This is a genomic window from Stenotrophomonas sp. 62841_Sma, assembly GCF_056482945.1.
Map to the genome: position 1 here is coordinate 31,359 of NZ_CM151224.1, position 23,111 is coordinate 54,469.

Consider the following 23,111-nt stretch of genomic DNA (forward strand, 5'->3'; position numbering starts at 1 on the left):
CGGCACTACCCGTAAATCGGGGGCCGTGGCCGGCATCGCGCCGTGCAGGGCGCCAGGAGGTTGCCGGCCAGCGGCCGGCACTACCGGTCAGTCCGGGGCCCTGGCTGGCATCGCGCTGTGCAGGATGTCAGGAGGTTGCCGGCCAGCGGCCGGCGCTACCGTCAGTCGGGGGCCTTGGCCGGTACGAACGGCGAGGTCGGGTCGCTGGCCGGGAAGGTCTCCTCCAGCGCCTCATCCTGGTTGTCGCTGGCGCGCTGCTTGCGCTCACGCCGCTTGAGCGGGCTTTCCTGGCCGCCACGATGGCGGTCGCCGCCGTCCTTGCGGTCCAGCGCGGCCTGTTCAGACTCGTGCTTCACCGGCAGATGCTCTCCGGCATGCTCGGCATCGAAGAACGGTGCACCGGTGCCGCGGTAGTCGGCATTGTCGGCATCGCGCTTGCCGCGCTGCTCGCCGGGAATGGGCGGGTGGTTTTCGCGCAGCGGGTCTCGTGAGGTCTCTCGGCTCATGGTCTGGTACCTGCACTCGGGGGCTCCCACTACACCGCCCTGCAGGTAAAGCCGCTGCGAACCTGGCGTCATGAACATCTCGCTCACCCCCCGGTAACGGGACCGCGCGTATTCCTGCCCACCCGCCCCCGCTGCAGGAGCCGGCCATGCCCCGTCTTGAACGACCCGCACCGTCCGTGTTCAACGCCCTGCTCGATCCGCTCGGCCAACGCACCGCGCAGCGCCGCACGCGCCGCCAGGAAGATCCGCAGGCGGTGGCGCAGGACTACCTGCAGTACATGCTCAGTGACTACGAAGAGCGCCGAGGCCAGAGCCACCGCAACTGGCGCGATCTGTGCCCGGTGTATGCCTTCGCGCTGACTACCCACGCCGCGGATTGGCCACGCGGTGACGCCGCCGATACCTGCGAGGAACTGGCCGAGCACTGGGAGCAGATGCGCGGGCAGTCGCGGTTGAGCTGGTCGCAGGCGAGGCCGGTGGTGGAGGACGCCTGGCGCGCACTGGACCATATTCCGGCGGCGGCGGTGAAGCCGTTGCTGCAGTAACGAAGGGCCATGCCCGTCGAGCGCGCAACGCGGTGAACGACGTGATGTCGTGCGTCAGTCCGGCCTTGCGTCGCGCGACGCGCGGCGGCCGAACCACCAGCCGGCCAGCAGCTGCAGCGGCAGTGACGCCAGCAGCGAAATGACGAACCACAGCGGGAAATCCGCGCCGGCGCTCCACATCGCGTAGGCGCAGCCGAGCGCGATCAACGACCAGATCGAAAAACCATGCGAACGCGGCCAGCACGGTGCGTAGTAGGTGGCGAAGGAAATGCCAGCGACGCCGCCGAGCACGCTGAAGGCCAGGTCCCACCCCAGCTGCACGCTGTTGTTGTCCGGCGACATGCCCACCAGCGGGGGCAGCCAGCTGGCGACGCTGCTGACCAGCGCAAGCGACAGCACGCCGCCGATCAGGGCGACGAGGGACAGGAACAGGGTCTTGAGCAGGTCGGGCATGCGCGCATTGTACGGCGGCGCGAAATGCCTGGGGTTTGCCGGCCAGCGGCCGGCACTACCGATGGATAGGCATGGCCGCCGCGTCCGTGGGAGAGGGGGACGGAGCGACGGCGGCCATGCACAGGCGGTCAGGCGGCGAAGTCGAGCACCACGCGGCCTTCAATGGTGCCCGCGTGCATGCGCGCGAACACGTCGTTGATGTTTTCCAGGCGGTCGGTGCTGACCGTGGCCGCGACCTTGCCTTCGGCGGCGAACTGCAGCGACTCCTGCAGGTCCAGCCGGGTGCCGACGATCGAGCCGCGCACGGTGATGCCGTTGAGCACCATGCCGAAGATGTCCAGCGGGAAGTTGCCCGGCGGCAGTCCGTTGAGCGAGACGGTGCCGCCACGGCGGACCATGCCCAGCGCCTGCTCGAACGCCTTCGGCGACACCGCGGTGACCAGGGCGCCGTGCGCGCCGCCGATTTCCTTCTTCAGGAAGGCGGCCGGATCGGTGGTACGCGCGTTGACGGTGATCTGCGCGCCGAGCTGCCGGGCCAATGCCAGCTTGTTGTCGTCCACATCCACCGCAGCCACGTTCAGACCCATCGCGCGGGCGTACTGCACCGCCATGTGGCCCAGGCCACCGATGCCGGAAATCGCCACCCAGTCACCGGGTTTGGTGTCGGTGACCTTCAGGCCCTTGTAGACGGTCACGCCGGCGCACAGCACCGGCGCGATCTCGACGAAGCCCACGTCCTTCGGAAGCAGGCCGACATAGTTGGCATCGGCCAGTGCGTACTCGGCGAAGCCGCCGTTGACCGAGTAACCGGTGTTGCGCTGTGTCTCGCACAGCGTTTCCCAGCCACCCAGGCAGTGTTCGCAATGGCCACACGCCGAGTACAACCAGGGGATGCCGACCCTGTCGCCTTCCTTGACGTGCCCTACCCCGCCTCCCACGGCCACGATGTGCCCCACGCCCTCGTGACCGGGGATGAACGGCGGGTTCGGTTTCACCGGCCAGTCGCCCTCGGCGGCGTGCAGGTCGGTGTGGCAGACGCCACAGGCCTCGATCTTGACCAGTACTTCGCCCGCCCCCGGGCGCGGTACCTGGACTTCCTCGATCACCAGTGGCTTGCCGAACTCACGCACCACGGCGGCCTTCATGGTCGAATTCATGTTCGGATCTCCGTAGTGCGCTTGCCCACAGAATGACGCCGGCTCGAGGCCGGCGCTTTGATCACGATCAAACCTTTGACGATTCGTGCAGCAGGTTCAGCTGGCCAGCACTGACGCCTCGCGGGCCAGACGCTCGATCGCATCCCAGTCGCGGGTCTGCAGCAACGCCGGGGTGGTCAGCCACGAGCCGCCCACGCACAGCACGTTGGGCAGGTGCAGGAACTGCGGCGCGGTCTGCGCGCTGATGCCGCCGGTCGGGCAGAAGCGCATATCGGCGAACGGGCCGTGCCAGGCCGCCAGCAGCGCAGCGCCACCGGCCTGCACCGCCGGGAAGAACTTGAAGGTGTCGTGGCCATGCTCCAGGCCCAGGATCAGGTCCGAGGCGGTGGCCGCACCGGGCAGGTACGGCAGGTCGGCATCACGCGCGGCCGCATACAGCGCCGGTGTTGCACCCGGGGACACCGCGAAGCGCGCACCGGCCTGCTTCGCTGCCTGCATCTGCGCGGCGTTGAGTACGGTGCCGGCACCGATCACGGCATCGGGCACGGCCTCGACCATCGCCTTGATCGCATCCAGCGCCTGCGGCGTGCGCAGCGTCACCTCGATCACCGGCAGGCCGCCGCGGAACAGCGCCTGGGCCACTTCGACCGCTTCATTCACATCTTCGGGGGTGTACACCGGAATCACCGGTGCCAGCTTCAACAGCGCGCGCAGGCGCGGATCAGCGCTGGACATCGTCTTGCTCCTTGCCCGACCGGGCATCGCGGATCGCCGCCGGGTCCGGCAGCGCAGCGGCGCATGATGCCACGTGGATCACGACGGTGCTGGTGGTGCCCCGCCCTGCCCCCGGCTCAGGCCGGGTCGGCCTGCAATGCCTGGATGCGGCGTTGGTACCAGTCACCACCGAGCGGATCGAACACCGCCGAGCGCTCCATCTGCGCCTCGTACACGTGTACCGAGATCGCCAGCGCTTCGTTGCTGGCGTTGCGCAGGGTGTGGTACTCGTGCGGCGGAATCAGGCTGCCGGCACTGCCGCAGCCCCCGCGCAGCACGGCGTGGCGGCGGAAGCGGCAGCGCTCACCGTTGCGCTCCAGCAGTTCATAGCGGGTGATCTCCAGCTCGCCTGACCACACTCCCTCCACACACCACATGGCATCGTGGTCGTGCAGCGGCGTGCCCTGCCCTGGGCCCCAGCTCATGGCAATCACGCTGTAGCCGTGTTCGCGGCTGTGGTACAGCGGGCGTCGCGCGTAATGATCACTGACCGGACGGTGTACGCACTCGGGCAATTCGATGCGGCTGTCCGCGATGGCTTCCTGCAGCGCCAGCTGCAGGTCGGCGGTGATGCGCTCGGGGTCACCGGAGGTCATCGCTGCGTCGACCGCAGCGATCAACCTGTCGCGGCCACGGAACACCGGAAACGGAGAAGTCTGCAGGTCCATGCCCCGACTGTAGCGGAGCCTGGTTAAGGGAATGTTGGCGTTCGCGCGCGTCGCGCCCGCATTCAAGGTGAACACGCGCGGAAGAACGGTTCAGATGGACATCAAGTAGAGCGATCACAATGGAACCTCGCGCAGCAGAAGCGGTCGAACACGACGCGATCCATCTTCGCTGCGACATTCCGCAACTTCGCGCCCCACGGGCGCAAGGCTAGAATTCTCCGACTTACCTGGTTCTATACATGTCAGTGCGAATTATTAGCGATGCCGCGTTGCCGGCATCGAAGGGCAAGGCTGCCACGATCAACGACATCGCACGACTGTCGGGAGTTTCCAAGAAAACGGTTTCAAGAATCATCAACAACTCGCCGCTGGTGCGCAAAGACACCCGCGACAAGGTCGAGGCGTTGATGCGCGAGGTCGGTTACGTGCCCGACCCCCTGGCGCGCGGCCTCGCGTTCCGCCGCTCCTTCCTGATCGGCCTGGTGTATGACGACCCGGGCGCCCAATGCATCGTCGACCTGCAGCACGGCGCGCTGGAAGCGCTGCGCGGCACCGGCTATGAACTGGTCGTGCATCCCTGCGACAGCTTGGCTCCGGACTGTGCGTACGGCGTGCGGCGCTTCGTGCAGCAGCAGAAGCTGCACGGCGTGATCCTGGGCCCGCGTGCCTCCGAGTCGGCTGCGTTGACGGAGATGCTCGACGGCATTGAATGCCGCTACGTCCGCATCAACGCGCATGTGTCGGATGACGAGGCACAGGCCGTGGTCACCCATGATCGCGACGGTGCAGCCGCGGCAGCGGGCTACCTGCTCTCGCTCGGCCACCGCGACATCGCGGTGATTGCCGGTCCGGGTGACCGCCGTACCGCACGCGAGCGCACCCATGGCTTCCTCGACCGGCTGGCGCAGGTGGGCCTGACCCTGCCGGGTGAACGCGTGCTGGAAGCAGGCGATACGTTCGAGTCGGGCGTGCATGCCGCCGAACGGCTGCTGATGGGCGGACAACGCCCCAGTGCGATCTTTGCCGGCAACGACGAAATGGCTGCCGGCGTGTACCAGGTGGCGTTGCGTGCGGGCATCGCGGTGCCGCAGCAGTTGTCGATCGTCAGCTACGACGACAGCCCGCTGGCGTCGCGGCTGTGGCCGCCGCTGACCTCGGTGCGCCGCCATGTGTCCGACATCGGGCGCATGGCGGCGGCGATGTTGGTGCAGGCCGACGTGCCGGATGCGCCGACCGCAACCAGCGTGCACCCGCAGCTGATGGTGCGCGGTTCCTGCCGGGCCGTGGACGCCTGATTGCCCTGCCCTCGCCTGCACCGCCGTAACGGTGCAGGCAGGCAGCAACGAAAACGGCGCATCCAGGTGCGCCGTTTTCAGTACGAAGCGGTGTGTGCCGTTCGCCTACACATCGCCGCCGTCGGCCCAGCCTTCGCCGGTGCCCTTCTGGAACACGCGGTCATCGGCCTGCACATCGCCCGCCGGCAGATGCGCCTGATCAGACAGCGCCGCGTAGATCGGGGTGAAGTCCGGCGACGTCGCCTGCATCAGCTGTTCGAAGCTGTCGATGACGAAGTAGGTCTTCTGGAAGGTGTCGATGCGGTACTTCGTGCGCATGATCCGCTGCAGGTCGAAACCGATGCGGTTGGGCGCAGCCGACTCCAGCGAGTACAGCGATTCGCCCTTCGACGACACGATGCCGGCGCCGTAGATGCGCAGGCCGTCGGGCGTATCGATCAGGCCGAACTCCACCGTGTACCAGTACAGGCGGGTCAGGTTCTGCAGCGCATCCGGGCCGATCGCGTGGGCTTTGACGCCGCCACGGCCGTACGCCTCCATGTAGTCGGCGAACACAGGGTTCATCAGCAGCGGCACATGGCCGAACAGATCGTGGAACAGGTCCGGTTCGGCGATGTAATCGATCTGGTCCGGGCGACGGATCCACCAGGTCACCGGGAAACGGCGGTTGGCCAGGTGGTCGAAGAAATCCAGTTCCGGCAGCAGGCCTTCCACGCCGACCAGGGTCCAGCCGGTGGCCGCGCCCAGTACTTCGTTGAGCTGGTCGAAGCGCGGAATCATGTGCGCGTTCATGCCCATCTCGTCCTGTGCATCCAGGAATTCCTGGCAGGCGCGGCCGACCAGCAGTTCGCGCTGGCGCTGGTACAGCGTGCTCCAGGTGGCGTGGTCGTCGGCGCTGTAGGTGTCCCACGGCTGCTCGACGAGCGCGGTGGTATACACCGGCACGTAGCCCTTGTCGGTCTGCTGGTGTTCGACGCGGCGGGGCTGGGCGAGGTCCATGGGGCACTCCTTGACGGGATACCCACGATGCTAGGGCAGGGCGCGCGCAACAGGGTTGCAAAAGTTGCGCCGATTGGCCTTGTTGGCGCAATATCCTTGCGTACTCACCATGTTGCGGGGCAACAATGGCCGGAGAAGTCCAGTTCGATCGCACGGATATACGTCTGCTGGCTGAAATCCAGCGGGATGGGCGCGCCACCAACGCCGAGCTGGCGACGCGGGTGAACCTCTCGCCCTCGGCCTGCCTGCGTCGCCTGCAGCGGTTGGAAAGCGAGGGCGTGATCGTCGGCTATGGCGCGCGGCTGGAGCCACGGCAGCTGCGGCTGGGCCTGCAGGCCTTCGTGCGCGTGCAGCTGGAAAAGCACGACCAGGCCGCCATCGGCCACTTCGTGGACAGCGTGCAGGGCTGGGATGAAGTGGTGGCCTGCCATGCACTGACCGGCGACATGGACTACCTGCTGCACGTCTACGTGCGCGACCTGGAGCACTTCTCGCACTTCCTGCTGGACCGGCTGCTCAATGCCGGCGGCGTGGCCGATGCCAATTCCAGCTTCGTGCTGCGCACGGTGAAGGGCTTCCAGGCATTGCCGCTTTCGCAGCTGGAATAAACGCGCCGCCGCGATTTGACGGCGCCGGGCGGGTAGCCGAGCATCTCCGCCCTGCGCGCGTCGCAGTGTTCCTTTCCGGTTCCACGCATGCCCGAACTCCAGCACCCGGTGCTTACCACCACGTTCCTGCCGCTGCAGCGCAAGTCGCTGGCGCGCTACGTTGCCCATGGCACGCCACCGCAGACCGCAGTGGAGCAGGCCGGGCTGATGGCCGCGCAGCTGTGCCGGACGCGCCTGCATCCGGCGGCCGAGATCGAGCGCCTGCTGCATGATGCCTGCGCGTTGTTTGCCGGCAACGAAGGCGCGGCTGCACAGCTGGCCGGGCCCGGTGGCGGTGGCCAACCGGAACTGGATGCCTGGCTGACCGCTTTGGCCGCCCACGGCGTGCTGCTGGCGCCGGCGGAGATCCTGCAGGACGTCATCGCGCAGTCGCCACGGGAGTATCCGGGCCTGGCCCTGCAGCAGGCCTGTCAGGAAACCCTGGTCGAACATGAGATCCGCTTTCCCGCCACCTTTTCCAGTGACGATGACGAGGCCACGCAGGATGAGGTTGTCGCCGAGGATGCACGGTCGGTCGAACACCATGGCCTGTACACCTCCGAGCAGGCCCGCGTGCTGCGCGCCATCGCCGCCAACCCCGATGAGCTGATCGACCTCGATGGCTATGCCGGCACCGGCAAGGGCCACCTGGTGCTGGCGCTGATGGATGCGCGGCCGGGCCGCTACACCTACGTGGCGCCCTCGCGTGGGCAGGTGGAAGCCTTCCGCGCCCGCGTGCCGACCAGCACTGCGGTGCGCCTGCTGACCCAGATCGAGTTCGCCAACCGCGTGGCCCAGCACGCCGCGCGCAGCGGCCAGACCGGTGGCTTCGTTGCCAGCTACCGGCGCAGCACCCGTACGCCGCGCGAGATTGCCGGCCGCATCGGACTGCAGGGCATCGGTGGGCGCAGCCCGGAGCAGGTGCTGCTGACCGCGTTCGAGGCCATCAACCGTTGGTGCGCGTCGTCGGCCCCGGGCTTGGCGTTCCAGCATTTCGACCGTTCGGTGCCCGCTGCAATGCTCGATGTGTCGCCGTACATGGCGGCCGCCGAGCACGTCTGGCGCTGCATGTTCGACGCCGAGCTGCAGCGGGGCACGCTGCTGAGTCTCAGCCCGGCGCACATCGGCAAGTGGCTGGCGCTGCGCGGCGTCACCCCGCCGCAGGACATGGGCACGCTGCTGGTGGACGAGGCGCACGACCTGAGCCCGTCGTGGAAGCAGGTGCTGGCCGGCCATGCGCCTGGCGTGGTCAGCCTGGGTGATCCGCACCAGTGCCTGACCGGTACGGTGCCGCGCTGGGCCGCGTCGAAGGTGCTGGAAATGCACCAGTCGGTGCGCCAGGGCAACCAGGTCGAGGGCCTGGTCAACCAGACCCTGGCACTGGATGGACTGGGCCAGGAAAGTGGGCCGTTCGTCGGTGCCACCGACCGCGCCACCGGTGTGCTGCATTACCGCGACTGGGCGCAGGTGCCGAGCGAGGGCCTGCGCATCCATGGCAGCGTCGCCGATCTGGCCCTGGACGCGGCACAGCTGCACGCACTCGGGCTGCGGCCCTACCTGCATCCGGCATCGCTGCGCGCGCTGCGCAGCGTGCTGCAGCGGCCACTGGATGCGTGGCGCCGGCGCCGCGACAGCGCATCGGACCAGGAATGGGAGCGCTTCCTGGCCACGCAGGCCGATGAAGGGCAGGGCGCGCTGGTCGAACTGTTTGCGTCTGCCGATCGGGTGCAGTCACTGCTGCTGGCGCTTGATGACCAGGACACGCCCGCTGAAGGGCGGGTGGCGCTGTGCCTGGCCGAACACGCGAAGAACCTGCAGTTCGACGTGGTCTCGCTGTCGCCCGGTTGCTTCAGTGCGGGGCAGGGCGGGCGCATCTGGCACAACCCGGTGCGCGCGGTCTATCTGGCGCTGACCCGTGCGCGACGCCAGCTGCACGTACCGGGCGATGGCATGGAACAGCTGCAGCACACGGCGACACTGCAGGAGCAGGCCCGCCAGATGCGCAGGCGCGAGCGGCAGCAGGCCAGCGGTTACCGGCCCGCGCGCTAGCACGCGCGTCGCTGTCTGGCAGCGACACGCTGGCTCAGGTCAGCACTTGTCCTTGCGGCCCATCAGCTTGCCCAGGCGCGAGGCTTCCTCGCACTTCGGCGCGGCCACCGGTGCCGGTGCGGCCGCCGCGGCACGTGCGCGCTGCAGCTGCTGGATCTTCGCGCGGATCTGCGGCATGGCTGCCATCGCGGCCTTTTCGCCTTCCAGGATTGCGGTGCCACGCTGGCTGAAATCGGCGGCGCCGATGTCCAGCACCTTCGGGCGGATGACGATGTCGGCGCGCGCCAGTTCCTGCTCGCCCAGGCGTTGGCCCATGATCGAGATGGACTGGTTGACGATGCCCAGCATGTCGGTCGGCGCCTTGCCGCTGGCCTTGCTGGAGATGTCCACGGCGATCACGAAGTCGGCGCCGAGCTGGCGCGCGGCATCCACCGGTACCGGGCTGACCACGCCGCCATCGATGTAGTTGCGGCCACCGATCTTCACCGGTTCGAACACGCCGGGAATGCTGCTGGACGCGCGCACCGCCTGGCCGACGTTGCCGCGCACGAAGATCGCACGCTCGCCGGTTTCGAGCTGGGTGGCGACGGCGGCGAACGGCTTCTTCAGTCGCTCGGCAGGACGGTTGGCGACCTGCTCGTTGACGTAGTCCTGCAGCTTCTGGCCCTGCACCAGGCCGCCGGAGAACAGGCGCACGTCGCGGATGCTGGCTTCGTCCAGGGCGACTGCCTTGCTCTGCATCTGGAACGCGTCCATGCCGCTGGCGTACAGCGCACCGACCACGCTGCCGGCGCTGGTGCCGGACACCACGGCCGGTTCGAAGCCGTTGGCCTCCAGCATCTTGATCACGCCGATGTGCGCGAAGCCCTTGGCTGCGCCGCCACCGAGGGCGATGCCGATCTTCACCGGCTTGGCCTGCGGCACCACGGTCGGCGCCGGCGGCGGTGTGGGGCGGACCGGGTCGCCACCGCAGCCGGCCAGCAGGCCGATCAGGGCGACGGACAGCAGCATGCGGGGGCGGAACAGGCTCATCGGCAGTGCGCTCGCGGCGCCGGATTCAGGAAAGGGCGCCAGCATACCGAAGCCGTGGCGGGGCGGGCAGGGTAGGAAACATCGCCCATTCATAAAGGTAGTGCCGGCCGCTGGCCGGCAATCATTGGGAACCTGGCAGCGGTTCATGAGGCTGCCGGCCAGCGGCCGGCACTACCGGGATGCGCACCAATGTCCATGAGGTTGCGGGCCAGCGGCCGGCACGACCGGGGGCGGTCAGAACCGGTTGTCGCCGTCCAGCATCCGGCCCAGGCCGCCCAGCACCGAGCCTTCGCCGCGGTTCTGGCCACCGCCCTGCGGCGCGGCCATCCACATGCGGCCGGCCAGGCGTGAGAACGGCAGCGACTGCAGCCAGACCTTGCCCGGACCGGTCAGCGTGGCCAGGAACACGCCTTCGCCACCGAACAGCATGCTCTTGATGCCGGCCACCCGGCGCACATCCATGTCTACGGTCGGGTGGTAGGCCACCACGCAGCCGGTATCCACGTCCAGGCGCTCGCCCGCGGCCAGCTCGCGCTCCACCACGCAACCGCCGGCATGGATGAACACCCAGCCGTCGCCTTCCAGCTTCTGCATGATGAAACCTTCGCCGCCGAACAGGCCGGTCATGATCTTGCGCTGGAACTGCACGCCGATCTGCACGCCGCGCGCGCCGGCCAGGAAGCTGTCCTTCTGGCAGATCAGGCGGCCGCCATGCTGGTCCAGCTTCATTGCCAGCACGGTGCCGGGGTAGGGCGCGGCGAAGGCGACCTTGCCCTTGCCGTGGCCGCTCTGGGTGTAGACGGTGGCGAACAGGCTCTCGCCGGTCAGCACGCGCTTGCCGGCGGCCATCACCTTGCCCATGAAGCCGCCGCCCTGGTCGCCGTTGGCGGCGCCGAACACCGTGTCCATCTGCACGGTGGCATCCTTGAACATCAATGCGCCGGCCTCGGCAATGGCGCTCTCACCGGGGTCGAGCTCGATCTCCACGAACTGCATTTCATGGCCGACGATGCGGAACTCGATGTCGTCGGCGCGGCCGCTGGCCGCGGCGGGGACCGGCGGCGGGGTGTTCGGCATGCCCGGGGCCGCGGACTGCAGTTCGGGCACCTCGGCAATCGAGGTCCACCCGCTCATGCCCTGGCACCAGGCCAGGGCGCGCGGGTTGGCCTGCGCATAACGGCGCGCGGCCTCGTCATCAAGCGGGCCGATACGCTCGGCCTGGGCGGAGGCATGGAAGTACCACTGGGTCATCGCGGCGGCTCTGCAGGGCTGGAAAACCCCGAGTCTAGCGAGGGCGCGGGGGCCGGGGCGACGCGGCCATGAACGGCAGGCATTTGCGGGGCAGGTGCTGTATTGCAACAATTATCTGGTAGCGCCGTTTTACCACCCCTCCAAACACAGCCTACCGCCATGTCTCCGACCCGCACTTCCCGTGGCCGCCTTCCGGTCGCGCGCCCCCTCGTTGCCGCTCTTTCCGCCCTGTTGCCGCTGGTAGCAGCCGCCCAGGAAACTCCCGCTGCCAAGGATCCGGTTGCCCTTGATGCCCTGCAGGTGACCGCGCAGCGCCGCGTCGAGAACGCCAAGGACGTGCCGGTCGCGATCAGCGCGATCCAAGGCGAGAAGCTCGATGTGCTGGGTTCGGCGGGCGATGACATCCGCTTCCTGGCCGCGCGCGTGCCCAGCCTCAACATCGAGTCGTCCTACGGCCGTGCCTTCCCGCGCTTCTACATCCGTGGCCTGGGCAACACCGACTTCGACCTCAATGCGTCGCAGCCGGTGTCGCTGGTGTACGACGACGTGGTGCAGGAAAGCCCGCTGCTGAAGGGCTTCCCGCTGTTCGACCTGGCCAATGTGGAAGTGCTGCGCGGCCCGCAGGGCACGCTGTTCGGTCGCAATACCCCGGCCGGCGTGGTCAAGTTCGACTCGGCGCGCCCGTCGCAGGATGCCGACGGCTACGTGCGCGTGGGCTATGGCAGCTACAACAGCTGGAACGTGCAGGGCGCCTATGGCGGCCCGCTGACCGACCGCTGGTCGGCACGCGTCTCGGCCATCTACCAGCGCCGTGACGACTGGGTCGACAACACCCGCGCCGGTGCGCCCAACAGCGGTTTCGAAGGTTATGACGAAGCCGCCGGCCGCGTGCAGTTCCTGTACGAAGGCGACGACTTCGAAGCGCTGTTCAACCTGCACAAGCGCAAGCTCAACGGTACCGCGCGCCTGTTCCGCGCCAACATCATCCAGAAGGGTGGCAACGGCCTGGTCGAGAACTTCGATCGCGACAAGGTGGCCAACGATGGCGTCAACTTCTCCGACCTGGAGACCTGGGGCGGCAGTGCGCGCCTGCAGTGGAACCTCGGTTCGGTGACCCTGCACTCGATCACCGGTTATGAAACCGCCGAATCGCTCAATCGTGGTGACATCGACGGTGGCTACGGCGACGCATCGCTGGGCGCTGGCAACTATGGGCCGGGCTTCATCCCGTTCTCGTCGGAGTCGGCCGACGGCCTGCCGCACCATCGCCAGTGGACGCAGGAATTCCGCGTTGAATCCAACGAATGGGGCCGCTTCGACTGGCAGGCCGGCGTCTTCTATTTCGACGAAGACGTGACCATCAACAACTTCAACTACAACTCGTTGAAGCCTGGCAATCCGCAGACCGGCCACGTGGTGCAGAACCAGCGCAACAAGGCCTGGGCGGTGTTCGCCTCGGGTGACTTCGATGTCACCGACCGCTTCAAGCTGCGTGCCGGCGTGCGCTACACCCAGGACAAGAAGGACTTCAACGCCAGCGTGCTGCAGGCCGTCCTTCCGTTCGGCACCCCGGTCAGTGGCCCGTACCTGGCCAACACCGACGTCAACGACGTCAGCTGGGATGTCAGCGGCGTGTACAAGCTGACCGACAACGTGAATGCCTACGCCCGCGTGGCCAAGGGCTTCCGTGCGCCGTCGATCCAGGGCCGCCTGGCCTTCGCGCCGGGCCTGTCGCAGGCCGATTCGGAGAAGGTGATCTCGTACGAAGCCGGCATCAAGGCCGACCTGTTCGAGCGCCGTGCGCGCCTGGGCCTGAGCGTGTTCCGCTACAACGTTGACGGCCAGCAGTTGATCGCCGTGGGCGGCACCAACAACACCGCCACCCTGCTCAACGCTGACAAGACCATCGGCCAGGGCGTGGAGCTGGACCTGGAAGCCTATCTGGCTGACAACGTGCTGCTGACCTTCGGCAGCAGCTACAACGACACCGAGATCAAGGACAAGGATCTGGCGGTAGCGATCTGCGGCGGTGGCTGCACCATCAACGACCCGACCACCGTCATCAACGGTGGCACCTATGCGCTGGTGAACGGCAACCCGCTGCCGCAGGCGCCGAAGTGGATCCACAACGCGACCCTGCGTGTCGGCTTCCCGCTCAGCGATGGCAGCGAGCTGTATGCCTACACCGACTGGGCCTACCGCAGCGCGGTGAACTTCTTCATCTACGAGTCGCCGGAATTCCGCGGCCGTAGTTCGCTGGAAGGCGGCCTGCGCCTGGGCTACAACTGGGATTACGGCCAGTACGACGTGGCCGTGTTCGGCCGCAACCTGACCAACCAGACCCGCGTGGTCGGCGCGATCGACTTCAACAACCTGACCGGCTTCCTCAACGAGCCGCGTACCTGGGGCGTGGAGTTCACCGCGAAGTTCTGATGTGGTGGCTGCGTTGATGCAATGAAGAAGGGCCGGCGCAATGCCGGCCCTTCTGCTTTACACCCATCGGTAGTGCCGGCCGCTGGCCGGCAACAATTGAACCGCCAGGCGCTTACAGCGCGCTCTGCGGGCGCACCTTCAGCACCGCTTCCTCGGCCGCGCAGTCGCGGCTGGAGTGCAGGCCGGCCTTGCGCGCGGCAGCGATCTCCTTGCGTGCGGCCAGCAGGTCCTTGTTGAACGCGGCGTTGTCGTGCAGGCGGGCCACGGCGGCGGCGCCCATGAAGCGGCCTTCGAGGATGTCGCTCTGCCAGTGCACGTTGCAGACCAGGCGGCTCTCGCCGTAGTTGCGGCCGCGCGCCTGGATGGCATCGGCGCGATCCGGTGCGATCTCCGACAGGATCAGGGCCCAGGCCCAGCCGATCGAGGTGTGGCCGGACGGGTAGGAACCGTTCTTGCGCAGGCCTTCCTCGTCCTTCGGCGAGCAGGTCGGTTCACCGTTGACCATGAACGGGCGCGGGCGCTGGTAGTGGTTCTTGGCGGCCTTGGTGGCGGCGCTGGCGTCGATCCGGCTGCGCTCCAGCAGGCGGTACAGCGCCGGGGTCTTCACCGCATCGACGTCGATGTCGGCGGCGCAGGAGAAGTGGTTGGCGCCTTCTGGGAAGCCGAGTTCCGCATCGACACCGGCCTGGGCGAAGCGCGGGCTGCCACGCAGCGCGCGGGCTTCACGGCTGACCTGTTCGTCGAGGGCGAGGGCGGCCGAACCGGCCACCGGCGGTGCTGGCACCAGGTCGAGGCTGGCCGGTACCGCGCTCTTGTCCAGATAGCCCACCGCCTTGGTGGTGATGTTGGCTTCGACGGCGGTCGGCTTGGCGGCGGTGGCGGCACAACCGGCCAGGGCCGCGATGACGGCAAGGCCGAGCAGCGGGCGGGCAGGGTGGGAAATCAGCGACATGGACAGGCTCCGGAGGAAAAACATCGCGCCATGATCGCAGCCCGTATACGACACCGCAGTGGCCATCGGTCATACGGCCAGAACCGGCATGGTCATCCCGGCGATATGAAAAGCGTCATCGAGTGACGTCAGTCTCCTGAATCCGGGCGCAGCGCACGGACTTTCACGCGGCCTCGCCGCGAGCATCGGCACAACGGCAAGCACCAGGGGCCGTCCAGTTCCAGCCGGGTCGGGGGGATCCGTTGACAGAGGGAGAGAAGCGATGCGCAGCACCGCAACAGGAAGTACCGTCCTGGCCCTGCTCCTCGGGCTGGCAACCGCGCCGGCACAGGCGGCCGACGTGGTCGGTGTGGCCTTTGTGCATGGCACCGGCGCACAGACCAACGCCACCCAGGACTACTGGCAGCCGGCGATCATCGACACCGTGCGCCAGGGCCTGCCGAACAGCAGCAACTACGTCGTCATCAACTGTGACTTCACCCAGTACATGTGGAAGCCGGAAGCGGCCGGCTGCCTGGCCAATCAGCTGACCGGCTTCATCGACAGCCGTGGCATCACCCAGCTGGTGGTGATCACCCACTCCAACGGCGGCAACGTGATGCGCTGGATCCTGTCCAACCCGACCTATGACAGCCGCTATCCGAAGATCATCCGCACGGTGCGCAAGGTCAACGCGCTGGCACCGTCTTCGGCCGGCACGCCGTTGGCCGATGCGGTGCTCAACGGCAACACCTTTGAAACCTCGCTGGGCTGGCTGCTGGGCTACAAGAACGACGCCGTGCGCCAGCAGCAGGTGGCGAGCATGGCCACCTACAACGCGCAGAACCTCTACGGCACCGCTGGCCGCCCGGCGCTGCCCAAACCGTTCCGCGCGGTGGTGGGCAGCGATGTGGAATCGGCGGTGTGGGACAGCAACAGCTACTGCGGTGGCTATGCCGCCAACGTCGGCCTGGAGTTCACCCAGAACTGGCTGTCGTCCTGCTCCGATGGCTTCCTGGAGTGCAGCAGCCAGAAGGCCGCCGGCACCACCTGGTTCACCGACAAGGCGCGTACCCAGGGTGCAGAACCGCTCAGCCACAACCAGAGCCGCCGCGAGTGCTTCGGCCTCGGCACCCTGCTGCGCAACGACCTGATCCAGTGAGGGAGACGACCATGACGATTCAATCCACCCTGCTGGCCGGCGCCACCCTGGCAGTGCTGTCCCTTTCCGTAGCGCAGGCCGCGCAGCCGCTGCAGGCCGCCCGTGCGGGCGATCAGGTGCCTGCCGCCCTGGTAGCCGCGCCGCTTCCCACCGATGAGAGCGAACACGCGCCACTGGCCTTTGCCTGGGCGCTGGACCCCGCACAACCGCTGCAGGCGGCCACGCCGTATGCCTCGGTCAGCCGCAGCTACTGGCAGCAGGTTGATGGCACGCAGCTGCAGCGAGGCCTCGACCTGCCACTGACGGCGCCGGATGCGGTGATCCAGCTGAGCCCGACCGCAGGTGCCCGCGCGCTGCCGGCCAACACGCTACAGGTGCGCGACCCGGCCGGCCGCAGCAGCGTGGCGCGCAGTGTTGATGCGCGCGCGCTGCAGGACGCCGGCATGCCGGTCAGCGATGGCAGCAGCATGCTGCGTACCGGCGCGACCAGTGCCGTCGGTGCGTACACGCTGCAGAGCGCGCAGGCCCAGGGCCGCTACGTGGTGCAGGTGCTGGAGCCGAACAGCCCGCTGCGGCTGGAGGTGCAGGCCAACCAGGCCCAGGTGCTGGCCGGCGGTAACATGCAGCTGCAGGCACGCCTGCTGGAAGACGGCGCCACCACCGCGCAGCTGGCATCGCGTCGTGGTGGGCTGGGCGGTGAAGCCCTGCTGGTCGCACCGGATGGCCGCAGCTGGCCGCAGCGGCTGCTGCGCACCACCGATGGCAGCCTGCGCGCGCAGGTGAGGATCCCCGCCGATGTCGGCAGCGTGCAGGGGCTATGGGAGCTGCAGGTGTTCGCCCAGGCCGATGGTGTGCTGCGCGATGGCAAGGTGGCCTTTGCGGTGGCACGGCCGACTGCCCGTTTCAGTGGCCAGGCGGCACCGGACCCGGCCAGCCGCCAGGTGGCGCTGCCGCTGCAGGTGGCAGCGGCCGGACGCTATGAGGCGCGGGGCACGCTGTATGCCACGGCCCGCGATGGCCAGTTGAAGCCGGTCGCACAGGCACATGCGGCCGCGTGGTTCGATGGCCCGGGCGCAGGCCAGCTGGTGCTGCCGTTCGACCAGGCCGCATTGCCGGCCGGCTTCGGCGCACCGTACGAGCTGCGCGACCTGCAGCTGCAGGACCAGAGCCGGATGGCACCGATCGAGTCGCGCGCACTGGCGTTGCGGTTCTGAGCAAAGCGGTGGCGGGCCGGAACATCCGGCCCGCTGCCCCGCCTTCTGTAGAGCCGAGCCATGCTCGGCTGCTTCTGCTCGCGGCGAACGGCAGTCGAGCATGGCTCGACTCTACAGACGGTTACGGAGAGCGATGCATCTGTCTATCCCGCGTACGCGGTCAGTCGGCCTTCCTGTTCGACCACCGTGATCGCGCCGCCGAACACCGCCGACAGCGGTTCGTTGCGCAGCAGCTCGGCGCGGGTGCCATCGGCCAGTACGCGGCCGTCGCGCAGCAGCACCACCCGCTCGATCTCGGGAATGATCTCTTCGATGTGATGGGTCACCAGCACCAGGGTGATGCCCTGCTGTGCCAGCACCCGCATGGTTGCCACCAGCTGTTCGCGGGCAACCAGGTCCAGCCCGGTGGAAGGTTCGTCCAGCAGGAGTGCCTGCGGCCGATTGACCAGCGCGCGGGCGATCAGCACGCGGCGGGTCTCGCCGGCGGACAACTCGGCGTAGGCGCGGTCGCGCAGCGACAGCGCGCCGGTCATCGCCAGTGTCTCGCCGACGCGTGCACGCATGTCGGCGGTCACCTCGCGGAAGGCCGGCACCACGTAGCTGGCGAAGAAGCCGGACAGCACCGCCTGTTCCACGGTCAGCCCGGGCATGTCGGCCAGGTTGCTGCTGAGGTCGCCGGTGACGATGCCCAGCTGCGAGCGCAGCCGGTCCACCTGCCAGCGGTTCTGGCCCAGCACCTTCACCGCCACCGCGCCGTCGCCCTGGGCCAGCGGGTACAGCTCGCGGGTGATCAGCTTGATGAAGGTGGACTTGCCGCAGCCGTTGGGGCCGAGCAGGGCGGTGTGCTGGCCCTGCGCGATGCGCAGGCTGAGCCCGTGCAGCACCTTCACCTGGCCGCGTACCACGGTGGCGCGGTCCAGTTCGATCAAGGGGGGCTGCTCCGCCAGGGGCGGGGCGGCGGTCATGGCGCTGGCGCGTGGATCAAGGCTCGACAACTCAGGTCCCCAACTGTGAACGGTGCCTCGGATGGCGATGCAAAGCATCGCCGCAGGGATGCAGTTTGCAACGCAAGCGCCCATGATGTCTGCCATCCCCGCGTCGACCCGGAGAGCCGTCATGCCAGATGCCCTGATGTCCCTGTTGACCGGTGGTGTGCTCGGCCTGGGCTGGTGGGCCATGCTGGCGGTGCTGCTGGTCTTCACTCAGATCACCATCTTCTCGGTGACCCTGTACCTGCACCGCAGCCAGGCCCATCGTGGGGTCGATTTCCACCCGGCGCTGGCCCATGTGTTCCGCTTCTGGCTGTGGCTGACCACCTCGATGATCACCCGCGAGTGGGTGGCCATCCACCGCAAGCACCACGCCAAGGTGGAGACCGAGGACGACCCGCACAGCCCGGTCACCCGTGGCATCGGCAAGGTGTTCTGGCATGGCGTGGAGCTGTACCGCGAAGCCCGCGGCCAGCGCGCGGACATCGAGCAGTACGGGCGCGGCACCCCGGATGATGCGATCGAGCGCCGCCTGTATACCCCGCATGCCACGTTGGGGCCGGTGCTGCTGTTCGCGATCAATACCGTGTTGTTTGGCCTGCCGGGCGTGGCCCTGTGGGCGATCCAGATGGCATGGATCCCGTTCTGGGCCGCGGGCGTGGTCAATGGCCTGGGGCACTGGTGGGGCTACCGCAACTACGAGTCCGCCGACACCTCCACCAATCTCACGCCGTGGGGGTTCTGGATCGGTGGCGAGGAGCTGCACAACAACCATCATGCCTTCCCCAGTTCGGCGCGCTTCGCGATGCGGCGCTGGGAGTTCGATATCGGCTGGAGTGCGATCCGCCTGCTGCAGGCGCTGCGCCTGGCCAAGGTGCTGCGGGTGGCGCCGGCCATGGACGTGCGCCCGAACATCGCGGTGCCCGATGCCGAAACCCTGAAGGCGCTGCTGTCGCACCGCTTCCAGGCGATGACCGATTACCAGCGCAATGTGTTCATGCCGGCCCTGCGCGAGGAAGCCGTGCAGGCCGGGGCCAAGCTGCGCCGCCTGCTGCCACGCCGGCTGCGCCGTGGCCTGGTCAACGATGGCCGCTGGCTGAAGCCGGACAGTCGTGCCCAGCTCAGCGAATGGGTGGCGCAGCGCCCGCGCATCCGCACCCTGGTCGAGTACCGCGCGCGGCTGGCGGCGCTGCTCGAGGCCCGCGGCCACGATGCCGCCGAGCGCCTGCATCAGTTGCAGGCGTGGTGCCGTGAGGCCGAGGAAAGCGGGATCGCCGCGCTGCAGGCCTATGCCGCACGGTTGAAGGGCTACAGCCTGGTGGGCGCGTGAGGGCAGGGTACGGGCTTCTGCTGGCGGTGCTGTTGCCGGGCGTGGCGCTGGCCCAGGTCACCGACACCACCAGCTACCTGCAGCGGATGGACAGCGATGGCGACGGCCGGGTGAGTGAATCCGAGTACGTGCAGTGGATGCTGTATGCCTTCGATCGCATGGACCGCAATGGCGATGGCGTGCTGAGCGCAGACGAGCTGCCCGGCGGCAAGGGCAGCGCGATCAGCCGCGAGCAGCAGCGGCAGGTGATCGTGCAGCGTTTCCACAAGCAGGATGCCAACGGTGATGGCGTCCTGGATGCCCGTGAACTGGCGGCACCGCCACGCTGAGCGGGCGTAGAATCGGTTCATGCCTGAACTGCCCGAAGTCGAAACCACCCGCCGCGGCCTGGCGCCGCACCTGCAGGGTCGCCGCGTGCATGGCGTGATCCTGCGCCGCGCCGACCTGCGCTGGCCGATTCCGCCGGAAGTGGCCGAGCTGCTGCCGGGGCAGCGCATCGAGGAGATCCGCCGTCGCGCCAAGTACCTGCTGCTGGATACCGCCATCGGCAGCGCGGTGCTGCACCTGGGCATGTCCGGCAGCCTGCGCGTGCTGCCCGGTGATACGCCGGTACGCGCCCACGACCACGTCGACATCAGCCTGGACAACGGCCGCCTGCTGCGCTTCAACGACCCGCGCCGCTTCGGCAGCCTGCTCTGGCAGCCGGCCGGTGAGATCCATCCGCTGCTGCAGGGGCTGGGCCCGGAGCCGCTGGACGACGCGTTCGACGGCGACTACCTGTTCGCCCGCAGCCGTGGCCGCAGCGCGCCGGTGAAGACCTTCCTGATGGACCAGGCGGTGGTGGTGGGCGTGGGCAACATCTACGCCGCCGAGAGCCTGTTCAAGGCCGGCATCAGTCCACTGCGCGAGGCCGGCAAGATCTCGCGCGGGCGCTATCAGCGGCTGGCCGACGCGGTGAAGGAAATCCTCGGCTACGCCATCACCCGTGGCGGCACCACGCTGCGCGATTTCATCAGCCCTGACGGCGCACCGGGCTACTTCGAACAGGAACTGCTGGTGTACGGCCGCGATGGGCTGCCCTGCCCGAACTGTGGCCGCGCGCTGAAGCACGCCACCATCGGCCAGCGCGCCAGCGTCTGGTGCAGCCACTGCCAGCGCTGAGCCGGGCGGCCAGCGGCAGCTGAACGGGCAGGGCACGTCTCCGCTGCCCGTTAACGTTTCTCTGCCTATGATGGCCGACCTTCCCTCTGTGCCTGACGCGCCTGCATGCAACGACGCGACTTCATCCGCAATGCCTCCCTCGCCCTGGCTGCATTCGGCCTGCCGTCCCTGCCCGCGTGCGCGGCCAGCAAGAGCGGCCAGATGGGCCTGCGCCGCCTCGGCCAGCCGCAGCCGTTCGACTTCGCCACCCTGAAGGGCCAGGCGCGCGCGCTGGCACAGGCACCCTACAAGAGCCACAAGCGGGTGCTGCCGGGCCGCCTGGAAGGCCTGGACTGGGACCAGTACCAGTCGATCGGCTACCGCCAGGACCATGCGCTGTGGGCTGACCAGCCGGGCAAGTTCCAGGCCAAGTTCTTCCACCTGGGCCTGTACTTCCATTCGCCGGTGCGCATGTTCGACGTGGTCGACGGCAAGGCGCAGGAGCTGGCCTATGACGGCGCGGCGTTCAACTACGGCAAGAGCGGCATCAAGGACGGCGAGCTGCCGGCCGATCTGGGCTTCGCCGGCTTCCGCCTGAACACCCGCAAGGACACCGACCGCGACTTCGCGGCCTTCCTCGGCGCCAGCTACTTCCGCGCGGTCGGCAAGGAAGGCCAGTACGGCCAGTCCGCGCGTGGCCTGGCGATCGACACCGGCATGGGCAAGCCGGAGGAATTCCCGGACTTCATCGCCTACTACCTGGAGCAGCCGTCGGCCGATTCGGAGACGATCGTGGTCTACGGCCTGCTGGATTCGCCCAGCGTGGCTGGTGCGTACCGCTTCGCCATCACCAATGGCGACGTGCTGCTGATGGATATCGACAGCGCGCTGTACCCGCGCAAGGCGATCGAGCGGCTGGGCATCGCCCCGTGCACCAGCATGTACCAGGTGGGCGAGAACGACCGCCGCATGGCATGGGACTGGCGCCCGGAGATCCACGACACCGACGGCCTGTCGCTGTGGACCGGTGCCGGCGAATGGATCTGGCGACCGCTGCTGAATCCGCGCAACCTGCGCTTCAACATGTTCGTCGACCGCAACCCGCGTGGTTTCGGCCTGCTGCAGCGCGACCGCAACTTCGACCACTACCAGGACGACGGCGTGTTCTACGAGAAGCGCCCCTGCCTGTGGGTGGAGCCGAAGGGCGAATGGGGCGAGGGCTCGGTGCAGCTGGTGGAGATTCCCACCGTGGACGAGACCTTCGACAACATCGTGGCGTTCTGGAACCCGAAGGAAAAGCCGCAGCCGGGCCAGGAGCTGCTGGTCGGCTACCGCCTGTACTGGGGCGCCGAACCGCCGGCACGGCCGCCGCTGGCGCACTGCGTGGCCAGCCGCACCGGCCTGGGTGGCGTGGTCGGCAAGAAGCGCGAGTATTTCAGCTGGCGCTTCGCGGTGGACTTCGAAGGCGGCGAACTGGCCAGGCTGATCGACAAGGGCGAGGTCGAGGCCGTGGTGGAAGCCAGCCGTGGCCGGGTCGAGATCGTGTCGGCGCGCCCGCTGCGCGAGATCAACGGCTACCGCGCGATGTTCGACCTGGTGCCGCCGGAAGGCAGCACCGAGCAGATCGACATCCGCCTGTTCCTGCGCAGTGGCGGCAAGACCCTCACCGAGACCTGGCTGTACCAGTACACCCCGCCGCCGGCAGGTGCGCCGGAGCGCACGCTGTACTGAATGGATGCGGCCCGGTGCCGGCTACATGCCGGCACCGTTGTTTCAAGGCTTGCTGTCGGTGGCGTGCGACTGGGTCGGCACACCCACTTCCACCGTGCCCCGGCGGATCTTCATCCAGGTTTCGTCCTGCCAGCGTTCGTACTGCTTCGGGTCCCAGTACTTCGGGTCGTAGAGGCGATCGGCCTTGATGGTGCGGGAGATTCCGCCGTCCATGTACACGATGTCGACGTTGTTGGACATCGAGCCGACGCGGCTGCCGGTCATCTCGCGGCGCCCCTTTCTGAGCACTTCGGCCATGCGTGGGCGCGCGACTTCGTCACCATACTCGGCGCGCAGCGCGCTTGCCTGCGCGCGCGCCGCATCATGCTGCTCCAGCGGCAGCGTGGCCCAGTACTCGTTGCGCAGCTCGACGAACAACGGATAGCCACGTTCGGCCGCCACCTCCATCCAGGCATAGGCCATGACCGGATTGCGCGGCTGCTCTACCCCGTACCAGTACATCTCGCCGAGGTAGCCCTGGGCAGGCTTGTCCGCATACCGCGCGGCCAGCCGGAAGTTGTCCATCGCGCCGTTGACATCGTTGCGACGCAGCGCGTTGACGCCCCATTGCCGGTACATCATGTCCGGGTGGCTGTCCATGAAACCGGCGCCGATCACCGCCGCATCGTCTTCACCTGACGGGCGCTCGGCCGCGGTGGCCAGCAGGGGCAGCAACAGCAGCGGCAGCAGCAGGAGGGCAGAGCGCATGTCGGACGTCCAGTTCGGCAGCAGGGGAGCCGCAGCCTAGGCGCGACAGCGCGTGCTT

The 23,111-nt window shown here is 68.1% G+C and carries 22 protein-coding genes; 11 read left to right on the plus strand and 11 right to left on the minus strand.

Features of this window, described 5'->3' with window-relative positions; genetic code table 11:
- Positions 1-161: 161 nt before the first annotated feature.
- Positions 162-506, minus strand: a complete 345-nt coding sequence (locus ACZK5G_RS00130; RefSeq protein ID WP_032129273.1) for a hypothetical protein — start codon at positions 504-506, stop codon at positions 162-164.
- Positions 507-652: 146 nt separating this feature from the next.
- On the opposite strand from ACZK5G_RS00130, the gene ACZK5G_RS00135 reads away from it, so the two are divergent.
- Positions 653-1,051, plus strand: a complete 399-nt coding sequence (locus ACZK5G_RS00135; protein WP_049399009.1) for a hypothetical protein — start codon at positions 653-655, stop codon at positions 1,049-1,051.
- Between the two features lie 54 nt (positions 1,052-1,105).
- Here ACZK5G_RS00135 and ACZK5G_RS00140 read toward each other — a convergent pair whose 3' ends face one another.
- The 4 genes from ACZK5G_RS00140 to ACZK5G_RS00155 all read right to left on the minus strand — a co-directional run bounded on the left by ACZK5G_RS00140 (position 1,106) and on the right by ACZK5G_RS00155 (position 4,103).
- The gene (locus tag ACZK5G_RS00140; protein WP_478464904.1) at positions 1,106-1,504 is read right to left on the minus strand and encodes a hypothetical protein; all 399 of its coding nucleotides are present in this window, start codon (positions 1,502-1,504) and stop codon (positions 1,106-1,108) included.
- A gap of 128 nt (positions 1,505-1,632) precedes the next feature.
- Complete coding sequence (gene adhP, locus ACZK5G_RS00145; RefSeq protein ID WP_182266977.1) at positions 1,633-2,661, minus strand: alcohol dehydrogenase AdhP; 1,029 nt, start codon at positions 2,659-2,661, stop codon at positions 1,633-1,635.
- 96 nt (positions 2,662-2,757) lie between these two features.
- Positions 2,758-3,396, minus strand: a complete 639-nt coding sequence (gene eda / locus ACZK5G_RS00150) for a bifunctional 4-hydroxy-2-oxoglutarate aldolase/2-dehydro-3-deoxy-phosphogluconate aldolase (RefSeq protein ID WP_164079659.1) — start codon at positions 3,394-3,396, stop codon at positions 2,758-2,760.
- Positions 3,397-3,512: 116 nt separating this feature from the next.
- Complete coding sequence (locus tag ACZK5G_RS00155; protein ID WP_293799116.1) at positions 3,513-4,103, minus strand: cysteine dioxygenase family protein; 591 nt, start codon at positions 4,101-4,103, stop codon at positions 3,513-3,515.
- 239 nt (positions 4,104-4,342) lie between these two features.
- Between ACZK5G_RS00155 and ACZK5G_RS00160 the strand changes: the two genes are divergently transcribed.
- Positions 4,343-5,398 (plus strand): LacI family DNA-binding transcriptional regulator, encoded by a 1,056-nt coding sequence (locus tag ACZK5G_RS00160; RefSeq protein WP_032129266.1) that lies wholly within the window; start codon positions 4,343-4,345, stop codon positions 5,396-5,398.
- Positions 5,399-5,503: 105 nt separating this feature from the next.
- Here the strand turns inward: ACZK5G_RS00160 and phhA are convergent, their stop codons facing one another.
- Positions 5,504-6,397 (minus strand): phenylalanine 4-monooxygenase, encoded by an 894-nt coding sequence (gene phhA / locus ACZK5G_RS00165; RefSeq protein ID WP_478464906.1) that lies wholly within the window; start codon positions 6,395-6,397, stop codon positions 5,504-5,506.
- A gap of 125 nt (positions 6,398-6,522) precedes the next feature.
- Here phhA and ACZK5G_RS00170 point away from each other — a divergent pair, with 125 nt between their 5' ends.
- Positions 6,523-7,005, plus strand: coding sequence for an Lrp/AsnC family transcriptional regulator (locus tag ACZK5G_RS00170; protein ID WP_004153377.1), 483 nt, complete (start codon positions 6,523-6,525; stop codon positions 7,003-7,005).
- A gap of 87 nt (positions 7,006-7,092) precedes the next feature.
- Entirely contained in the window at positions 7,093-9,093 is a 2,001-nt protein-coding gene (locus tag ACZK5G_RS00175) for a hypothetical protein (RefSeq protein ID WP_478464907.1), read from the plus strand.
- Positions 9,094-9,132: 39 nt separating this feature from the next.
- Here ACZK5G_RS00175 and ACZK5G_RS00180 read toward each other — a convergent pair whose 3' ends face one another.
- Both ACZK5G_RS00180 and ACZK5G_RS00185 read right to left on the minus strand, forming a co-directional pair.
- Positions 9,133-10,125, minus strand: a complete 993-nt coding sequence (locus ACZK5G_RS00180) for a patatin-like phospholipase family protein (RefSeq protein WP_019337382.1) — start codon at positions 10,123-10,125, stop codon at positions 9,133-9,135.
- A gap of 234 nt (positions 10,126-10,359) precedes the next feature.
- Positions 10,360-11,376, minus strand: a complete 1,017-nt coding sequence (locus ACZK5G_RS00185) for a TIGR00266 family protein (protein ID WP_032129262.1) — start codon at positions 11,374-11,376, stop codon at positions 10,360-10,362.
- A 159-nt stretch (positions 11,377-11,535) separates the two neighbouring features.
- On the opposite strand from ACZK5G_RS00185, the gene ACZK5G_RS00190 reads away from it, so the two are divergent.
- Positions 11,536-13,809 (plus strand): TonB-dependent receptor, encoded by a 2,274-nt coding sequence (locus tag ACZK5G_RS00190; RefSeq protein WP_071228650.1) that lies wholly within the window; start codon positions 11,536-11,538, stop codon positions 13,807-13,809.
- A 112-nt stretch (positions 13,810-13,921) separates the two neighbouring features.
- Here the strand turns inward: ACZK5G_RS00190 and ACZK5G_RS00195 are convergent, their stop codons facing one another.
- Positions 13,922-14,761, minus strand: coding sequence for an acid phosphatase (locus ACZK5G_RS00195; protein WP_049399001.1), 840 nt, complete (start codon positions 14,759-14,761; stop codon positions 13,922-13,924).
- 262 nt (positions 14,762-15,023) lie between these two features.
- Here ACZK5G_RS00195 and ACZK5G_RS00200 point away from each other — a divergent pair, with 262 nt between their 5' ends.
- Entirely contained in the window at positions 15,024-15,902 is an 879-nt protein-coding gene (locus tag ACZK5G_RS00200; protein WP_478464909.1) for a hypothetical protein, read from the plus strand.
- Positions 15,903-15,913: 11 nt separating this feature from the next.
- Positions 15,914-17,116 carry a DUF4785 domain-containing protein gene (locus tag ACZK5G_RS00205; protein WP_478464911.1) on the plus strand — a complete coding sequence of 401 codons (1,203 nt, stop codon included), beginning with the start codon at positions 15,914-15,916 and terminating at the stop codon, positions 17,114-17,116.
- A 143-nt stretch (positions 17,117-17,259) separates the two neighbouring features.
- On the opposite strand, the gene ACZK5G_RS00210 is transcribed toward ACZK5G_RS00205, so the two are convergent.
- Positions 17,260-18,081 (minus strand): ABC transporter ATP-binding protein, encoded by an 822-nt coding sequence (locus tag ACZK5G_RS00210; protein ID WP_049398997.1) that lies wholly within the window; start codon positions 18,079-18,081, stop codon positions 17,260-17,262.
- 151 nt (positions 18,082-18,232) lie between these two features.
- Here ACZK5G_RS00210 and ACZK5G_RS00215 point away from each other — a divergent pair, with 151 nt between their 5' ends.
- The 4 genes from ACZK5G_RS00215 to ACZK5G_RS00230 all read left to right on the plus strand — a co-directional run bounded on the left by ACZK5G_RS00215 (position 18,233) and on the right by ACZK5G_RS00230 (position 22,306).
- The gene (locus ACZK5G_RS00215) at positions 18,233-19,435 is read left to right on the plus strand and encodes a DesA family fatty acid desaturase (protein WP_197617053.1); all 1,203 of its coding nucleotides are present in this window, start codon (positions 18,233-18,235) and stop codon (positions 19,433-19,435) included.
- On the plus strand, positions 19,432-19,764 hold the full coding sequence (locus ACZK5G_RS00220) for an EF-hand domain-containing protein (RefSeq protein ID WP_478464913.1): 333 nt from the start codon (positions 19,432-19,434) through the stop codon (positions 19,762-19,764). Before ACZK5G_RS00215 ends, ACZK5G_RS00220 begins: the two co-directional genes overlap by 4 nt.
- Positions 19,765-19,783: 19 nt before the next feature.
- Positions 19,784-20,596: a bifunctional DNA-formamidopyrimidine glycosylase/DNA-(apurinic or apyrimidinic site) lyase gene (gene mutM / locus ACZK5G_RS00225; protein ID WP_049422377.1), complete on the plus strand. Its 813-nt coding sequence runs from the start codon at positions 19,784-19,786 to the stop codon at positions 20,594-20,596.
- A 105-nt stretch (positions 20,597-20,701) separates the two neighbouring features.
- Entirely contained in the window at positions 20,702-22,306 is a 1,605-nt protein-coding gene (locus ACZK5G_RS00230; RefSeq protein ID WP_012509627.1) for an OpgD/OpgG family glucan biosynthesis protein, read from the plus strand.
- A 42-nt stretch (positions 22,307-22,348) separates the two neighbouring features.
- Here the strand turns inward: ACZK5G_RS00230 and ACZK5G_RS00235 are convergent, their stop codons facing one another.
- A complete protein-coding gene (locus ACZK5G_RS00235) occupies positions 22,349-23,053 on the minus strand; it encodes an SEL1-like repeat protein (RefSeq protein WP_032128680.1) in 705 nt (234 codons plus the stop codon).
- Positions 23,054-23,111: the final 58 nt, after the last annotated feature.

Coding starts and splice junctions, on each gene's coding strand:
- ACZK5G_RS00130 (WP_032129273.1), bottom strand. CDS start 506: ATGAGCCGAGAGACCTCACGAGACCCGCTGCGCGAAAACCACCCGCCC.
- ACZK5G_RS00135 (WP_049399009.1), top strand. CDS start 653: ATGCCCCGTCTTGAACGACCCGCACCGTCCGTGTTCAACGCCCTGCTC.
- ACZK5G_RS00140 (WP_478464904.1), bottom strand. CDS start 1,504: ATGCCCGACCTGCTCAAGACCCTGTTCCTGTCCCTCGTCGCCCTGATC.
- adhP (WP_182266977.1), bottom strand. CDS start 2,661: ATGAATTCGACCATGAAGGCCGCCGTGGTGCGTGAGTTCGGCAAGCCA.
- eda (WP_164079659.1), bottom strand. CDS start 3,396: ATGTCCAGCGCTGATCCGCGCCTGCGCGCGCTGTTGAAGCTGGCACCG.
- ACZK5G_RS00155 (WP_293799116.1), bottom strand. CDS start 4,103: ATGGACCTGCAGACTTCTCCGTTTCCGGTGTTCCGTGGCCGCGACAGG.
- ACZK5G_RS00160 (WP_032129266.1), top strand. CDS start 4,343: ATGTCAGTGCGAATTATTAGCGATGCCGCGTTGCCGGCATCGAAGGGC.
- phhA (WP_478464906.1), bottom strand. CDS start 6,397: ATGGACCTCGCCCAGCCCCGCCGCGTCGAACACCAGCAGACCGACAAG.
- ACZK5G_RS00170 (WP_004153377.1), top strand. CDS start 6,523: ATGGCCGGAGAAGTCCAGTTCGATCGCACGGATATACGTCTGCTGGCT.
- ACZK5G_RS00175 (WP_478464907.1), top strand. CDS start 7,093: ATGCCCGAACTCCAGCACCCGGTGCTTACCACCACGTTCCTGCCGCTG.
- ACZK5G_RS00180 (WP_019337382.1), bottom strand. CDS start 10,125: ATGAGCCTGTTCCGCCCCCGCATGCTGCTGTCCGTCGCCCTGATCGGC.
- ACZK5G_RS00185 (WP_032129262.1), bottom strand. CDS start 11,376: ATGACCCAGTGGTACTTCCATGCCTCCGCCCAGGCCGAGCGTATCGGC.
- ACZK5G_RS00190 (WP_071228650.1), top strand. CDS start 11,536: ATGTCTCCGACCCGCACTTCCCGTGGCCGCCTTCCGGTCGCGCGCCCC.
- ACZK5G_RS00195 (WP_049399001.1), bottom strand. CDS start 14,761: ATGTCGCTGATTTCCCACCCTGCCCGCCCGCTGCTCGGCCTTGCCGTC.
- ACZK5G_RS00200 (WP_478464909.1), top strand. CDS start 15,024: ATGCGCAGCACCGCAACAGGAAGTACCGTCCTGGCCCTGCTCCTCGGG.
- ACZK5G_RS00205 (WP_478464911.1), top strand. CDS start 15,914: ATGACGATTCAATCCACCCTGCTGGCCGGCGCCACCCTGGCAGTGCTG.
- ACZK5G_RS00210 (WP_049398997.1), bottom strand. CDS start 18,081: ATGACCGCCGCCCCGCCCCTGGCGGAGCAGCCCCCCTTGATCGAACTG.
- ACZK5G_RS00215 (WP_197617053.1), top strand. CDS start 18,233: ATGCCAGATGCCCTGATGTCCCTGTTGACCGGTGGTGTGCTCGGCCTG.
- mutM (WP_049422377.1), top strand. CDS start 19,784: ATGCCTGAACTGCCCGAAGTCGAAACCACCCGCCGCGGCCTGGCGCCG.
- ACZK5G_RS00230 (WP_012509627.1), top strand. CDS start 20,702: ATGCAACGACGCGACTTCATCCGCAATGCCTCCCTCGCCCTGGCTGCA.
- ACZK5G_RS00235 (WP_032128680.1), bottom strand. CDS start 23,053: ATGCGCTCTGCCCTCCTGCTGCTGCCGCTGCTGTTGCTGCCCCTGCTG.